Annotated in this window: 15 protein-coding genes; 8 read left to right on the top strand and 7 right to left on the bottom strand. The window is 63.7% G+C overall.

Annotated features, from left to right (window positions below; translation table 11 throughout):
- Positions 1 to 44 precede the first annotated feature (44 nt).
- On the top strand, positions 45 to 593 hold the full coding sequence (locus ABWI03_RS04765) for a hypothetical protein (protein WP_124567571.1): 549 nt from the start codon (positions 45 to 47) through the stop codon (positions 591 to 593).
- On the opposite strand, the gene ABWI03_RS04760 is transcribed toward ABWI03_RS04765, so the two are convergent.
- From ABWI03_RS04760 to ABWI03_RS04750, 3 genes are all read right to left on the bottom strand, one after another.
- Positions 577 to 1,884, bottom strand: coding sequence for an MFS transporter (locus ABWI03_RS04760; protein ID WP_095968888.1), 1,308 nt, complete (start codon positions 1,882 to 1,884; stop codon positions 577 to 579). The two genes, ABWI03_RS04765 and ABWI03_RS04760, sit on opposite strands and share 17 nt — an antisense overlap.
- Positions 1,885 to 1,991: 107 nt before the next feature.
- Positions 1,992 to 2,423, bottom strand: a complete 432-nt coding sequence (locus tag ABWI03_RS04755; protein WP_003939901.1) for a MarR family winged helix-turn-helix transcriptional regulator — start codon at positions 2,421 to 2,423, stop codon at positions 1,992 to 1,994.
- A 65-nt stretch (positions 2,424 to 2,488) separates the two neighbouring features.
- Positions 2,489 to 3,943 (bottom strand): NCS2 family permease, encoded by a 1,455-nt coding sequence (locus ABWI03_RS04750; protein ID WP_095968837.1) that lies wholly within the window; start codon positions 3,941 to 3,943, stop codon positions 2,489 to 2,491.
- 102 nt (positions 3,944 to 4,045) lie between these two features.
- On the opposite strand from ABWI03_RS04750, the gene ABWI03_RS04745 reads away from it, so the two are divergent.
- A complete protein-coding gene (locus ABWI03_RS04745; RefSeq protein ID WP_095968836.1) occupies positions 4,046 to 4,303 on the top strand; it encodes a DUF2530 domain-containing protein in 258 nt (85 codons plus the stop codon).
- Between the two features lie 161 nt (positions 4,304 to 4,464).
- A complete protein-coding gene (locus ABWI03_RS04740) occupies positions 4,465 to 5,457 on the top strand; it encodes an iron-siderophore ABC transporter substrate-binding protein (protein ID WP_298777326.1) in 993 nt (330 codons plus the stop codon).
- Here ABWI03_RS04740 and ABWI03_RS04735 read toward each other — a convergent pair.
- The 3 genes from ABWI03_RS04735 to ABWI03_RS04725 form a co-directional block, all read right to left on the bottom strand.
- Complete coding sequence (locus tag ABWI03_RS04735; protein WP_095968835.1) at positions 5,447 to 5,998, bottom strand: phosphatase PAP2 family protein; 552 nt, start codon at positions 5,996 to 5,998, stop codon at positions 5,447 to 5,449. The two genes, ABWI03_RS04740 and ABWI03_RS04735, sit on opposite strands and share 11 nt — an antisense overlap.
- A 6-nt stretch (positions 5,999 to 6,004) precedes the next feature.
- Positions 6,005 to 8,677, bottom strand: a complete 2,673-nt coding sequence (locus ABWI03_RS04730) for a sacsin N-terminal ATP-binding-like domain-containing protein (protein ID WP_298777325.1) — start codon at positions 8,675 to 8,677, stop codon at positions 6,005 to 6,007.
- Between the two features lie 68 nt (positions 8,678 to 8,745).
- Positions 8,746 to 9,567 carry a DUF3027 domain-containing protein gene (locus ABWI03_RS04725; RefSeq protein ID WP_166809488.1) on the bottom strand — a complete coding sequence of 274 codons (822 nt, stop codon included), beginning with the start codon at positions 9,565 to 9,567 and terminating at the stop codon, positions 8,746 to 8,748.
- Between the two features lie 38 nt (positions 9,568 to 9,605).
- Here ABWI03_RS04725 and ABWI03_RS04720 point away from each other — a divergent pair, with 38 nt between their 5' ends.
- The 3 genes from ABWI03_RS04720 to ABWI03_RS04710 all read left to right on the top strand — a co-directional run bounded on the left by ABWI03_RS04720 (position 9,606) and on the right by ABWI03_RS04710 (position 12,694).
- Positions 9,606 to 10,436: a glutaminyl-peptide cyclotransferase gene (locus ABWI03_RS04720; protein ID WP_206028810.1), complete on the top strand. Its 831-nt coding sequence runs from the start codon at positions 9,606 to 9,608 to the stop codon at positions 10,434 to 10,436.
- A 69-nt stretch (positions 10,437 to 10,505) separates the two neighbouring features.
- The gene (locus ABWI03_RS04715; protein WP_253252766.1) at positions 10,506 to 12,200 is read left to right on the top strand and encodes an MFS transporter; all 1,695 of its coding nucleotides are present in this window, start codon (positions 10,506 to 10,508) and stop codon (positions 12,198 to 12,200) included.
- Complete coding sequence (locus ABWI03_RS04710) at positions 12,200 to 12,694, top strand: DUF2771 domain-containing protein (RefSeq protein WP_206028809.1); 495 nt, start codon at positions 12,200 to 12,202, stop codon at positions 12,692 to 12,694. Before ABWI03_RS04715 ends, ABWI03_RS04710 begins: the two co-directional genes overlap by 1 nt.
- A gap of 87 nt (positions 12,695 to 12,781) precedes the next feature.
- On the opposite strand, the gene ABWI03_RS04705 is transcribed toward ABWI03_RS04710, so the two are convergent.
- Positions 12,782 to 13,195, bottom strand: a complete 414-nt coding sequence (locus ABWI03_RS04705) for a cold-shock protein (RefSeq protein ID WP_166809487.1) — start codon at positions 13,193 to 13,195, stop codon at positions 12,782 to 12,784.
- Positions 13,196 to 13,410: 215 nt separating this feature from the next.
- On the opposite strand from ABWI03_RS04705, the gene ABWI03_RS04700 reads away from it, so the two are divergent.
- Complete coding sequence (locus ABWI03_RS04700; RefSeq protein ID WP_095968829.1) at positions 13,411 to 13,638, top strand: hypothetical protein; 228 nt, start codon at positions 13,411 to 13,413, stop codon at positions 13,636 to 13,638.
- Between the two features lie 33 nt (positions 13,639 to 13,671).
- On the top strand, positions 13,672 to 14,061 hold the full coding sequence (locus ABWI03_RS04695) for a YccF domain-containing protein (RefSeq protein WP_003939919.1): 390 nt from the start codon (positions 13,672 to 13,674) through the stop codon (positions 14,059 to 14,061).
- The last annotated feature ends 147 nt before the right edge of the window (positions 14,062 to 14,208 follow it).

Below are 14,208 nucleotides of genomic sequence, written 5' to 3'. Positions count from 1 at the left end.
GTTTTCAAGCACTAACACAGTCGTACTAGAAATGAGCTGATGTCATGATCGTCCACCTCATCATCGCGTGCGAAATCATGTTCTGGGTGTTCATCGCCGCAGGTCTCGCCGCCCGCTATCTGCTGCGCCGCAAGACTCTGGGCGCCGCACTGCTCATCTGCGCACCCCTGGTCGACGTCGTGCTGCTCGTCGCCACGGCCCTCGATCTCCGGGGCGGCGGCGAGGCGAACTTCACCCACGGACTTGCTGCGGCCTACATAGGCTTCTCCGTAGCATTCGGACACAGCCTCATCTCCTGGGCCGACGCCAGGTTCGCCTACCGATTCGCCGGCGGCCCGGCACCGGTGGCGCCACCAAAGTACGGGAGCGCGCGAGCACTGCGCGAATGGCGCGAGTTCGGCAAAGCTGCGATCGCCTGGGCCATCGCGTGCGGACTTCTCGGCGCGGCCATCTTCCTCGTCGACGACCCCGCCCGTACGGGTGCGCTCGACGGATGGATCAGCAAGCTGACAGTGGTGCTCGCGATCTGGGGAGCAATCGCCCTGAGCTACACGGTGTTTCCCAAGCGCGAGAAGGTCACGGCGCGCGGCTAGCCTCGACCGCCTGTTCGGTCGCGTCGCACACGATCACCGGACGCAGGACGAAAACCGGCAATCTGCCACCGTCTTCCGGTCGCGCAAGACGAAGTTTCAGTCCTTCGCTACGTAGCAGGTACACCCCGGCCGCTGTGCCCGAGACGAGCGAGATCACTCCACCCACGATCAAAGGCGCACGGGGATCCACGGAGTCGGCCAGCCAGCCCAGCAGTGGACTTCCCAGCGGTGTGCCACCGAGGAAACTGAGCATGTAGATACCCATCACGCGCCCACGCATCTCGGAAGGCACCGACATCTGCAGGATGTTCATCGCGGACGTCGTGAACGTCAACGTCAGTGCGCCCGTGGGAATCAACATCAGCGCCACCAACGCGTAGGTGGGCATCAATCCCACCGCGACCTCGAACACACCGAAAGCCACGGCGGCACCGAGGAACGTCCGCAGTCGCGGCGCTTCCTTCCGTCTTGCGGCATACGCAGCGCCGGCGAGGGTGCCCACGGCAAGCGTCGTGGACAGCAGTCCGTAACCGTCGGCCTCGAGACCGAACGTGTTGCGCGCCATCACCGCAAGGCTGATCGCGAAGTTCAAACCGAACGTCGAGACCATGAAGACGGACACCATGATCACGCGAAGGTCCTTGCGGCCCCACACGTATCGGAACCCGTCGCGCACCTGTCCCTTGGTACGCGGGGCCGGTTCGGACGGGATCAGCTCCTTCTTGTTCATCAGGTAAAGCGCGATGAGCACCCCACCGAACGTCGCGACGTTGAGCAGGAACACCCACCCGGTACCGATCAGGTTGATCAAAACACCCGAGATGGCCGGTCCGACGATGCGGGCCGTGTTGAACGTCATGGAGTTGAGCGCGATGGCGTTGGACAGGTGTTCCTTGCCCACCATTTCGATAGTGAACGACTGACGCACCGGAGCGTCGAGCGCCGAGACACAGCCGAGGGCAAAGGCAATCAGGAAGACGTGCCACAACGCGACGAGCCCACCGACGTCCAAAACACCCAACACCAGCGCGCACACCGCACTCGCCCACTGGGTGAAGATCAGGATGCGACGCTTGTCGTACCGATCGGCCAGCACACCGCCCCACACCGACAGGAACAGCGTCGGGCCGAACTGCAAGGCCATGACGATGCCCACCGCCAGCGCGTTGCCGTCCGAGAGCGTCAGTACCAGCCAGTCCTGGGCGATACGTTGCATCCACGTGCCGACCAGAGAAACGATCTGTCCGGAAGCCCAAAGGCGGTAGTTACGGTTGTGGAGCGCGGCAAACATGCCGGAATCGGGGTCTCGGGGCACCCCACCATCTTGCCCCTCGAGTAATTCGTTCGGGCAACGACCTCTGTGTAGCGGAGCTACGCAACAACTACTCGGTCGCGGAGCTACTCCGTCTTGTTGACCATCTCCGTGATGATCTCGACGGCCCCGCGCAGCGTCGCGAGTTCTTCGCCGCCCAGCCCGGCCAACTGCTCGTTCATCCACGCCTCACGCGCATGGGTCTCGTCCGCGAGCAACGCCTGCCCGGCGTCGGAGAGATTCACGATGATCTGACGACCGTCCGTGGGATGCGGCGAGCGCTCGACCAGACCGAGCTCGGCGAGAGAAGCAACAACACGCGTCATCGACGGCGGCTGAACTTTCTCACGTGCTGCGAGTACGCCAGGAGTCATCGGGCCGTACTGATCCAGGCTGGCCAAAGCCGACAGTTGCGTCAGCGATACCTGAGCGTCGACTCTGCGGCCGCGCAGATGCCTGGTGAGACGCACTACAGCCAGGGAAAGATCGCTGGCCAGCGCACGAGTTTCGGTGGTCACGCGTCAGACAATACGTCAAGAGCTGACCGGTAGCTCACGTAATCGAATACCGGTCAACCCTGATTTCACGTCAGGGCGTCGGTAATGGGTCCGACAGTGAAGTAGGCCACAAAAAGTGCCGCCACGATCCAGAGCAACGGGTGGATCTTCTTGATACCACCGCTGGCAGCGTGCAGGACCACCCATGAAATGAAGCCGACACCGATGCCGTTGGCGATCGAGTAGGTGAACGGCATGACGATCATGGTCAAGAACGCCGGGAGAGCCACCGAGAACTTGGTGAAATCGATGTCTCGGACCTGTCCGATCATCAGCGCACCGACGACGACCAGAGCGGGTGCAGCTGCCTCGATCGGCACGACGGAGTAGAGCGGCGTCAGGAACATCGCGACGAGGAAGAGCAGTCCGGTGACGACATTTGCCAGGCCCGTGCGGGCACCTTCGGCGATACCCGACGCGGATTCCACGAACACGGTGTTCGACGACGCCGAAGCGCCACCGCCGACGATCGCGCCCGCGCCTTCGACGACAAGCGCGCGGCCGACGTTGGGGAGGTTTCCGTCCTTGTCGGTCAGGCCGGCTTCCTTACCGAGGCCGGTCATCGTGCCCATGGCGTCGAAGAAGTTCGCGAGTACGAGGGTGAAGACCAACAGGCTGGCGGCCAGAACACCGATGCGTGTGAATGCGCCGAAGATGCTGACGTCGCCGACCAGGCTCAGATCAGGCATACCGCCGAGCATGTCCGGGATTGCGGGGATGCTGAGGTTCCAGCCCTTGGGGTTGGTGCCGAGCGAGGGTCCGACGTCGGCCACTGCCTCGATGATCGCGGCGAGGATCGTCGTGACGACGATGCCGATCAGCAGTCCACCACGAACCTTGCGCACGACCAGAACACCCATGAGCAGCACACCGAAGATGAACACCACGGTCGGCCACGACGCGATGGAGCCGTTGATTCCGAGTCCGACGGGAACCGTCGTACCGGCAGCGTCGGGGATGCGGCGGACGAACCCGGCGTCGACGAGCCCGATGAAGGCGATGAACATGCCGATACCGGCCGCGATCGCGGACTTCAAAGCCGAGGGAATCGCGTTGAACACCGCAGTCCGGAAACCGGTGAGCGCCAACAGAACGATGATCACACCGTCGATGACCACCAGGCCCATCGCCTCGGGCCAGGTGACCTGCGGTGCGATGGTGACCGCGAGCAGGCTGTTGATGCCGAGACCCGCGGCGATCGCAAACGGATAGTTGGCAACGACACCGAAGACGATGCTCATCAGGCCGGCCACCAGAGCGGTGACCGCAGCCACCTGGTTGACCGGAAGGATGTTGCCGAGAACGTCGGTCTTCGCCGCAGCGTCTTCAGCCGAGAAACTGCCGAGGATGAGAGGGTTGAGGACCACGATGTAGGCCATCGCCACGAAGGTGACGACACCGCCGCGAATCTCGGTCGAGATCGTCGACCCTCGTTCGCTGATCTTGAAATAGGTGTCGAGGATCTTGCCGGGTGCCGCCATGTTCGTTCTTTCCCCATCGCTGTAGGTCGCCGTGTGCCGGCGCACATGAAGCCGGTCGCACTAGGGAGAGTAGGCCACCGGGGTACGGGTAGCGTTAATTTTGTGACGGAGACTCGCAACACAACCAGCCTGATCGGCAAATTGTCCGCACCCGCGCCGGCACTGATCATCGGCACCGTGTTGTGGGTGATCGCCACGATCGTGGTCGCGGTGAGCGGCGATCGTTGGTCGGACGCCCTCCCCATCTGTTACGCGGGTATCGGAGTCGGCTTCCTCGGCTTCGCTCTGTTCTCGATTCAACGACGCGCAGCTGTGCGCGGAGACAAGGGCGCACAACAGGGCGCCGGCCTGGTCGACTGAACGGGTCGATTCAACGCTTTTCAGTATGGTAAGCCTACCCTGCACTTCTGTGCCGATCCTGGCTCGCCGACGCTGAAAGGAACCACGTCACCGTGAAGACCCCCTCCCGAGACCGATGGAAAAGCAGCAACCGTTCGAAAAGTCGAGCACGTTGGACGAAAATGACATCCGTTGCTCTGGTCGTGCTGGTCGGCACAGCACTCGTCTCCTGCAGTTCGGACGAGGACGACACTTCGAGTGGTTCGTCGGGTTCCGGTGGCGGCGCCTTCCCCGTCACGATCGATCACGCCTTCGGTAGCACCACGATCGATTCCGAACCACAACGGATCGTCACCGTCGGCTACAACGACGAGCAGGCCCTGCTGGCCTTGGGCATCAAGCCCGTCGGAATGGTCAACCAGTACCCGGGTGAGCCGGACGTCAACCGCACGTGGCCATGGGTCACCGGTCCTTGGGGCGGAACCGAACCGACCGTCGTCGGCAGCAATCCCGAAACCACGATCAGCGTCGAAAAGATCGCCGCGCTCGAGCCCGACCTGATCCTCGCTCTCTACTCGAGCATCGACAAAGACCTGTACAGCACACTTTCCGCGATCGCCCCCACCGTCGCGAAGGACCCGGCTTACGGCGACTACGCAACTCCGTGGCAGATCACGACGAAGACCGCGGCGAAGGCAGTGGGTCGCGAAGCCGACGGCGAGAAGTTGATCGCCGATATCGACAAGCAGTTCGCCGACGCCAGAAGCGCACACCCGGAATTTGCAGACCAGACCGCGGTGATCATCAGCGTCGACGCGACCCCGGAGTTCTACGCCTTCTCGTCCGAGGACGCCCGCGGACGGGTCCTCGGCAGTCTCGGTTTCAAACCTGCCCCGGCGGTCGAGGCCTTGATGAACGGTGAGTTCTACGCGCCGATCTCCACCGAACGACTCGATCTCCTCGACGTGGACCGTCTCGTTGTCATCGGCAATCCCGATGCCGCCCAGGCAGTCCGAAACAATCCCGGCTTCCAGCAACTCGACGTGGTCATGAACAACCGCGTCGTCTACGTCAACGACGATCAGGCCCCGCAGGTCGGCGCGGCCCTGACCGCGAGCTCGGCGCTGAGCTTGCCGTGGGCCACGAGCCAACTACTCGCCGAACTCACGAAGTAACCAGCGCCCGGCGCTTCCTGATCTGCGCGGTCCCCCAGATCCATACGCCGGCCCACACCATCCCGAACGCCCAGCCTGCCAGCACATCGGTCATCCAATGGGCAGCAAGATAGACGCGGGAGAATCCGACGGCGACCGTGTACAGGCCGAGGCTCGCGAGCATTGCCATCTTCGCGAGCCTCGGCAAGGCAAGCCGAAGGATCACGGCGGCAACCGAAGTCGCGAGGATCGCACTCATCATCGCGTGGCCCGACGGGAACGAATACGAATCGATTTCGATCAAACGCTCCGGAACGGGTGGGCGGGTCCGGGTGAAGATGCGCTTCAATCCGCTCATCACGAGCAGACCGGTCAACATCGACCCGGCGATCAGCAGAGCTTCGGTGCGTAGTCCCCGAACCAGAAGCACGATGGTGAGCAGCGTCGCGATCAGCCACGACGCGAGTGTTCCGCCGCTGTCGGTGATGACGTCGACTACGTCGACGAGCCACTCCGTCCGCTGACTCACCGCGCTGTCGAGCACCCACTGGTCGAAAGACATCTGCCCTCACATCCCTTGCGGCAGGGTCCACGTGCGCATCACGTGATGAACGTCGTCCGAGTCCACCCACCACGGCACGGTCACCGTCGCCTCCACCGCTCCCGTCAGTTCCACGGTCAGTTCGTGATGAATCACTAGCTCGCCGCCGGGAACCTCACGGCCGAGGGCTGCGAAGCCGAGAACTGCCTGTGGTTCGTTCGCCCACGTAGTCACGATGCCGGTGCTGCTCACTCGACCGTGAACGGACGTAGACGCCGTCGCGACGTCGAGCAGATCCGCCAATGCGTCAGCCGTATCGAAACTGCCGAGCACCACTCGTTGTGCAGGTAGTGCCGCCCCCAGCCACGGTCGGTCGAGGACAAGAGCGTCGCCGGGATCGACCAGATCGCCGGAAAGCCCGCGCACGAACGGCGGCAGGTGCAGTTCCTCCAGGTCGAGAACCCGTCGCTGCGCTGCCTCGCCCAGCAGTCGGTGTGTCCGAGCGACGACCGCGGAGGCCGGCATCCGCAGTGGGTCGGCAAGCCGATCGAGTAGCAGCTGAGCCAGTTCCGGATCGTCGACGGTATCCGATGCCAGCAATCCGGAGAAGAATCCGGCGTCGGGGTGTTCGGCGGCATCGAGCAATCCCTCGAAGGTGCGATCTCCCGGAGCGCGCAGCAAGCCCAGCACCTCACCGCTCAGTTCCGCATTCGAACGCAACCACCACGCCGTGTATCCACGACGGTCGGTGAGCAGCGCCCGTGTCGCCGGTGACTCGACCAGCAGCGACAACGCCTGCGGCCAGCGGTCTTCGTCCACGAGATCGAGATCGCGCACGGCTTCGACGCATTCGGGGTCCTCGTCGAGGGTGTCCCACCATGCGTCTTCGGCGTCGAGATCGTGATCGGGGCCGGACGGCAATTCCTCACGGACCACCGTGAAGCTCCACCCGACACCGACTACCCGTAACGCCTGCTCCCCCACCTGTTGAACGAAATCGGCGTCGACGATGCCGAAGGGAGAATCCTCGACCAGGACGCTTGCGAGTGGAGCTCCAGGAAGCAGAAGTTGGTCGGCGGACCGCAATTCGCCATCCGAATCAGGAAGCAGCACTTCACCGATCCACGACGGCAGCGCTCCTGGCGCCACATGGGCCGCCAGTCCGAGCACCACCTGCGCCAAGTCCGCCGCTACCGAATCATCCTGATCCGCAGCATCTTCGATCAATGCTCGCAGTGCCGGATCGGACAGCAGGTCGGTGGCACTGGCGGTCTGCGCTCCCAATCGAGACAGCAACGGGTGCGCTGCGACAGGATGAACCAACCTCGTCCACTGCACCGACGGTGCGTCTTCGCCCAGTTCGACGCCGACGACGACGGTCCGCGGACCGGTCACCGTTCGTCCGTCGGAAAGCGGAACCGGCAGTGTTCCAAGCTCTTCCACCGCGAGAGTGTCGATCACCAAGGGTTCGAGAGCCGAATAGAGTCGATTCCACCACTTCGGTTCACGTTCCACGCCGCTGAGCAGTTCGGCGATACGCGCGAGCCCGATGCGGTGCGTCGAGACCGCCGCGAGCGCTCGCTCGTGCTTGGGCCCGGAGAGTTCGGGGACGACCAGTCCGCCGATGATGTCGGTGAGCAACGCGGCGAGTTCGTCACTGAGCCCGGGCACCACGGACGCTCGCTGCGGCGCGCGGTCAGGTTCCCCGACCACCGGAAGCCACTCGTTTTCCTGCAGCTCCTTCAGAAGCGCTTCGCGCAGAAGCGAATCCGTCTCACTGCGGGCGAAGGCCGGAATCGGGACGAGCGCCGTTCGCTGCCGAGGAGGGAGAGCCGCAAGGAACTTCGCATACCCCTCGGCAAGCGGAGCGATCGGTGCACCGGGCATGAGGCGTCGCCGATCGGGTTGCATTGCAATGTCGGCAATGACGATCGCGGGGATCGACAGTTCCTCGTCGGATCGCGTCGGCGCCCGCAGGACGTCGCCTGCGACCGGCTCGACGACCCCGTCGCGGACCGGAACCAACCATCGTGCGTCAGCCGCCGTGTACTGCCACCACGTGCGATCACCGATGGAGATCTCGACGAGACCGGATTCCAACACTCGTTCCGATCGCTGAAAGATCTTCTCGCCCACACGAATAGATCCGAGAGCCGGAAGTTCGAGAAGCAGGTCGACGGCCTCGCGCGTCATCTGCGAAAGCAGCGCTGCGGCATCGACTTCCGGCCGAAGCGTCAGCACCACTTCCGAATCGGCACCGTCGCTCGGTAATTCGCCCGAGGGCCACACCAAACGAAGTACGGGGACACCGGTTTCCGGCACGGGGAGCTCGCGTGACTCGATCTCGCGCAGCGTGTGTGACGCGGAGAACCGAATCGATCCCGTCGACGAGCGCAGCTCCACCTCGTCACCGACCGAGAGAACTGCCGAGAATCCGACTCCGAACCGGCCCGTCACACCTTCGTCGGTGTCGACCTTGTTCGACGCTCGCAGCGCGGTGAGTGCGTGGACGCCGGATTCGTCCAGCGGACGGCCGGTGTTCGCCACCGTCAGAGTCCGACCGTCCAGGTCCACCCACAGTGAGCCCTCGATGCCCTCGCGCGCCGCCGCATCGGCAGCGTTCTGCGCCAACTCGGTGAGCAGACGGTCGCGGTACCCGGCCTTCGCGAGGTCGGATTCCGCAGCCGCGTCTTCACGCAATCGCGTCGGAGATTCCGACCACGCGCGCAGCGTCGCCTCGCGGAGTGCGTCCGTGCCGAACGGATCTTCTACTCGGTGGATACCGAATCCTCAACTGCAACAACGCTCGACGGGCGAGCGGGCATGGCAATCAGCTCGACTGCTCCGTCGTCGAATGCGTCGAACTGCGGCGATCCCGCACCGAGCGGCAGGCTGGTGTCCGAGTGCGCGCCACAACCGTAGGACGCACTGACCACACGGCCGTCTGCGGAGAGTTCGTTTCCGCACACGCCGAACGCTGCGTGCAACGAACCGGCGAGCGGCAGGAAGAAACCACACAGCCCACACGTCGACGGAGCAGCCTTCGCCATCTCCGACTCCGGGCCGAAGTCACCGTCGAACCAACGCTGCGCGGCATCGAGTCGACCCTCGAGGCTCATGACCTGTTTGCGGCCGAGCCCGATTTCGAGAGCTACCTCGTCGACTTCCGGGTCACCGGTGGCGACGTAGCCGGGAACGAGCCGAGGATCCTCGGCCGGCGGAGCCAGTAGGTCACCGACGGAGAGATCGCCGGGACGGATCCGCTGATCCCATGGCAGCCATTCCGGCGCAACCAACGCGTCGGGACCTGGCAGCAGCGCCAACTCACTGACCGTTGCGTGGGTGTCCTCCGGTCCGGCAGCGACGACGACCGCCCACTGCCAACCGCGGTATCCCGGAATGTCTGCTGCAAATCGATGGGTGGCGGCAAATTCGTCCTCCGACGTCACGCCGAGGTATGCCCCCACACCGCCTTCATGCAGGTCGACGACTGCCGTTCGGGCAAGCTCGACCGCATCGGCCAGTACTGGGCGCGGCACTGCACGCTCTGGAGAAGTAGCAACACTCACTCCTCCAGTTTGCCGCACCACCGCAAGTCCGCAACGCACTGGGCTGCCATGCTGGGCAGATGAGTAGGTCACACGCCAATTCCGTGCGTACTTTCGCAGTGGTCGCCGTGATCGCGTCGGCCTTGGTGGGGTGCTCCGATTCCCCCGGTACCCCCGACAACCTCACGACCGAAACCGGCTCCGTCGAGATCGTCCGAGTGTCCGCGCACGATCCCGGCGCATTCACGCAAGGCCTCGAGATCGACGGAAATCGCCTCTACGAAAGTACCGGGCGCGTCGGGCAGTCCTGGGTCCGCTCGAGCGAGATCTCGGACGAGCAGTCCCCCGCTTCGGGACCGGAGATTGCACGTGCCGATCTCGACCCGCCGTTGTTCGGTGAGGGCATCACCATCGCCGGAGACACACTGTGGCAACTCACCTGGAAGGACGGCGTCGCAATCGCCCGGGACAAGAACACTCTGAGCGAACGTGAACGGTTCCCCCTCGACACCGAGGGATGGGGAATCTGTTCACTCGGGGATCGGCTGGTCTCCAGCGACGGTACGGCCAGGTTGACCTTTCGCGATCCCGAAACCTTCGCGTCGATCTCCACGATCGACGTCACCAGAGCCTCGGAGTCCGTCGGCAAACTGAACGAACTGGAATGCGCCGAAGACGGCTTCGTCTACGCCAATGTCTGGACCACGGACACCGTCGTCCGAATCGATCCGGCGGACGGGCGCGTCACCAACGTCTACGACGCTTCGCCGCTACGCGAAGAACTCGTCACGGATGGATCGACCAGCACCGTCGACGTTCTCAACGGCATCGCGCAGATTCCCGGTACCGATCGATTCCTGCTCACCGGCAAGTATTGGCCGCAGATGTTCGAAGTCCGTTTTGTTAACTGAGTCCGACATGACACAGGACTCGCAGGGGTGTGCGTGGTAGCCGCGCCGACACTAGGACAGAATTGAGTGGTGACCGGACCGCGCGAACCCTACGACCCCGAAACTCGGCGAATCCACGACGAGCCGGAGGGGCAACAGGTGCACCCCGGTTACGACAATTACCCACCTGCGGCCCGCCCGGACAATTACCCGCCCTCGGCCCGTCCCGCTGCCCGTCGCACGCCGTTGCCGCCGCTGCATCCGATTCCCGAATCGCGGGCAGACTCCGATTCCGCGGCCGGTTCGAAGGCGCCGGGTGCGGACGCTCCCAAGGCTCCCCCGATGCCTCGCAAGCTCACCGTCACTCGCGTCGCAGCGATGCGCAGCCGCGAACTGACGAACAAGGGCATCGCGACCTTCCAGCGCGCAGCGAAGGCCGACGGCGCGGACAAGTCCGGTCTGACTGCTCTCACCTACGCAGTGATGACGAACAACGCGACCGACGCGGCGATCTCCGTCGCTCTCGCCAACACGCTGTTCTTCTCGGCGGCGACCGGTGAGGACAAGACCAAGGTCGCGCTCTATCTCCTGATCACGATCGCTCCGTTCGCCGTGATCGCACCGCTGATCGGTCCGATGCTCGACCGCTTGCAGCGCGGCCGCCGCATCGCACTCGCGTCGTCGTTCGGAATCCGGACGCTCCTCGCGGTGATCCTGGTCTTCAACTTCGACAGTTGGATCCTCTATCCGGCCGCGCTCGGAATGATGGTGCTCAGTAAATCGTTCTCGGTGCTCAAGAGTGCGGTGACACCACGCGTCCTACCACCGGAAATAGACCTGGTGCGCGTCAATTCGCGTCTGACGGTCTTCGGTTTGATCGGTGGAACCATCGGGGCCGGTGCTGTCGCAGGTGCGCTCGCGCTCGCTTTCGGTTCCACCGGAGCCTTGTGGTTCGCAGTCGCCGTCACCGTCTTCGGCGCATATCTGAGCATGCGAATCCCGTCGTGGGTCGAGGTCACCGAGGGTGAGGTTCCCGCGACCATCACCTACCACCCGGACGAGGCACACCACGCCGGCAACGCCCCGCCACAGCCGAACGCGAAACCGGCCAAGGTCCGACAGCCTCTCGGACGCGCCGTGATCATCGGACTCTGGGGCAACGGGACCATTCGCGTACTCACCGGCTTCCTGACGCTCTACATCGCGTTCGTCGCCAAATCGCGTACCGATCACGAGCCACTCCAGCAGGCCATGATGCTCGGCCTGGTCGGCGCGGCAGCCGGTCTGGGTAACTTCGCCGGAAATGCCACGGGTGCGCGCCTCAAGCTTGGCCGGCCCGCATTGATCGTGCTCCGGTGCACGGCGTCGGTATGGGTCATCGCGGTGATCGCAGCTCTGACGGACAACCTGATGACCGCCGCCCTTGCCACACTCATCGCCTCGGCCGCCAGCGCACTCGCCAAGGTCTCCCTCGACGCGTCACTCCAGCACGACCTGCCCGAGGAATCGATCGCGTCCGGATTCGGTAGATCCGAGACGGTTCTGCAGTTGAGCTGGGTACTCGGCGGCGCATTGGGGGTTCTGCTTCCGACCGAATACTGGATCGGGTTCACTGTTGTATCGGTGTTCCTGACGATCGGGCTCCTGCAGACCTTCCTGAGCTACCGAGGAAGCAGCCTCCTGCCCGGCCTCGGCGGGAAGCGACCCGATCTGGCCGAACAAGAAGTGACCGAAGTGATTTACACCGGTAAATCCAACCGAGGACAAGGAAGTACTCCGCAGTGATGATGCGCTCGAGAACAAAGAAGATCGTGGCAGCGATCAGTGTCCTGATGGTGGTGGCACTGGTTGCTTACGTCTCCGTTCTTTTCGTGATCATCAAGAACATCAACGACGACCCCGACAAGCTGCCGGTCATCACTGCATACGCACACGGCACGACGATCGAGACCAACCCTGCCGGGTTCTGCACCATCGATCTGTCCCAGTGCGCCCAGGTGGGCGACATCTACGCCCTCGATGTTCCCGCGGGCTACCCGCTGCAGCTGTCGTTGTCGACGGACGTTTCGGATGCGCAGTGGGCACTGCTCGCCGTCTACGAGGACGCCGACGGCAACCAGACCGGTGAGCCCCGAGTCTTCGAGCCCGGCGAGGCCTTGGCCGTGACGGTCGAGTCTTCGAGCGATCCCGTCAAGCAACTCGTCGGCGTCGAAATTCACCTCGCGGTCGGTGAGGGAAGCGAACAGGGACTGTTGATCTGGTCGATCAAGACCGCCTGATCCTCTGAACATGAAAATGCCCTGCACACCGATCGGTGTGCAGGGCATTTTGTTTCGAAGCCGTGTACGGCAGCTCGCATCGAGCGATCAGGTGTCGAGCTCGCGAGCGACGGCCCGGACGACCTCGGAGATCCGCTGAGCGGTCTTGCGGTCCGGGTACTTGCCGTTGCGCAGATCCGGCTGGACCTTCGCCTCGAGCAACGTGATCATGTCCTCGACCATGCCGTGCAGCTGGTCAGGGGTGTGCTTGCGCTCGACGGGCTCGCGACGCGACGCCGTAGCACCGCGCAACGACGGCGCCGGCTCGAGCACCTTCAGGCTCAGCGCCTGCGGACCGCGGCGGCCTGCAGCCATGCCGAACTCGACGCGCTGGCCGGCCTTCAAGCCTTCGACACCCTCGGGGAGGGCGGAAGCACGGACGTAGACGTCCTCGCCCTCTTCCTGCGACAGAAAGCCGAAACCTTTTTCGACGTCGTACCACTTCACCTTGCCGGTCGGCACCGCGTTCACCTGCTCATCACTCGACTGGGGCATCTGCCCCAATGTGCTCGGGAGGCTCCCGGAAGAGCCTCATGGCCTTGCTCGCATTGCTTCCGGTGGAAGAATGCAAAAGAACGCGCCCCACACTTGCTTCAGCGGGGCGCGCAGTCTGTTACCAGTCTACCTGTGACCAACCCGTGTCGGCACCCAGGTTTACAGGCACTATCCTCGTAGGTGTGGACCCTCAACCGAACCCGCGCACTTCCGGCACCGGAAACGGTCTGTTCCGTACGGCGATGGCACTCTTCATTGTCGGATTCCTGGCGATCGTGGCCATCTTCGCAGTCCATATCTTCAGCGACACCCCACCCGGCCTGGCCTTGTACCTGGTGGCACTCGCGTGCCCGATCGGCTTCATTCTGGCCATCGTCTACACGCTCAGATCCGGTCGACGCGTGCGCTGATCACTCCCGCCTCCAACCGAAAGGTCACTGACCATGAGAATCCTCCTGAACGTGATCTGGCTGGTGTTCGGCGGCTTCTGGCTGGCGTTGGGTTACTTCGCCGCAGGCATCATCTGCTGCATCCTCATCATCACGATTCCCTTCGGAATCGCAGCATTCCGCATCGGCATCTATGCACTGTGGCCGTTCGGTAAGACCGTCGTCGACAAGCCGACCGCTGGCGTCGGTTCGATGATCGGCAATGTCATCTGGGTGATCATCGCCGGTATCTGGTTGGCGATCGGACACATCGTCACCGCCGTCGCGATGGCAATCACGATCATCGGGATTCCGCTCGCGGTCGCGAATCTGAAGATGATTCCGATCTCGCTGATGCCGCTCGGCAAGGAGATCGTCGACGTGGACCGCGTCAATTACGCGTAGCCGTGGACCGCGTCAATTACGCGTAGCCGTGGACCGCGTCAATTACGCGTAGCCGTGGATCGCGCGTCCATTGCGCGTAGCCGGCAGCACAGCCAGAAGAACCCGACCACGGCAGGCGCGGTGGTCGGGTTCTCTCGTATCAGGTCG

Source organism: Rhodococcus baikonurensis (genome assembly GCF_040489275.1).
Taxonomy (GTDB): domain Bacteria; phylum Actinomycetota; class Actinomycetes; order Mycobacteriales; family Mycobacteriaceae; genus Rhodococcus_F; species Rhodococcus_F baikonurensis.
This window is presented reverse-complemented; position numbering and strand designations above follow the sequence as displayed.

Excerpts from the sequence above, each read along its gene's own strand:
- ABWI03_RS04765 (WP_124567571.1), top strand. The coding sequence starts at position 45 with ATGATCGTCCACCTCATCATCGCGTGCGAAATCATGTTCTGGGTGTTC.
- ABWI03_RS04760 (WP_095968888.1), bottom strand. The coding sequence starts at position 1,884 with ATGTTTGCCGCGCTCCACAACCGTAACTACCGCCTTTGGGCTTCCGGA.
- ABWI03_RS04750 (WP_095968837.1), bottom strand. The coding sequence starts at position 3,943 with ATGGCGGCACCCGGCAAGATCCTCGACACCTATTTCAAGATCAGCGAA.
- ABWI03_RS04740 (WP_298777326.1), top strand. The coding sequence starts at position 4,465 with ATGACATCCGTTGCTCTGGTCGTGCTGGTCGGCACAGCACTCGTCTCC.
- ABWI03_RS04735 (WP_095968835.1), bottom strand. The coding sequence starts at position 5,998 with ATGTCTTTCGACCAGTGGGTGCTCGACAGCGCGGTGAGTCAGCGGACG.
- ABWI03_RS04720 (WP_206028810.1), top strand. The coding sequence starts at position 9,606 with ATGAGTAGGTCACACGCCAATTCCGTGCGTACTTTCGCAGTGGTCGCC.
- ABWI03_RS04710 (WP_206028809.1), top strand. The coding sequence starts at position 12,200 with ATGATGCGCTCGAGAACAAAGAAGATCGTGGCAGCGATCAGTGTCCTG.
- ABWI03_RS04695 (WP_003939919.1), top strand. The coding sequence starts at position 13,672 with ATGAGAATCCTCCTGAACGTGATCTGGCTGGTGTTCGGCGGCTTCTGG.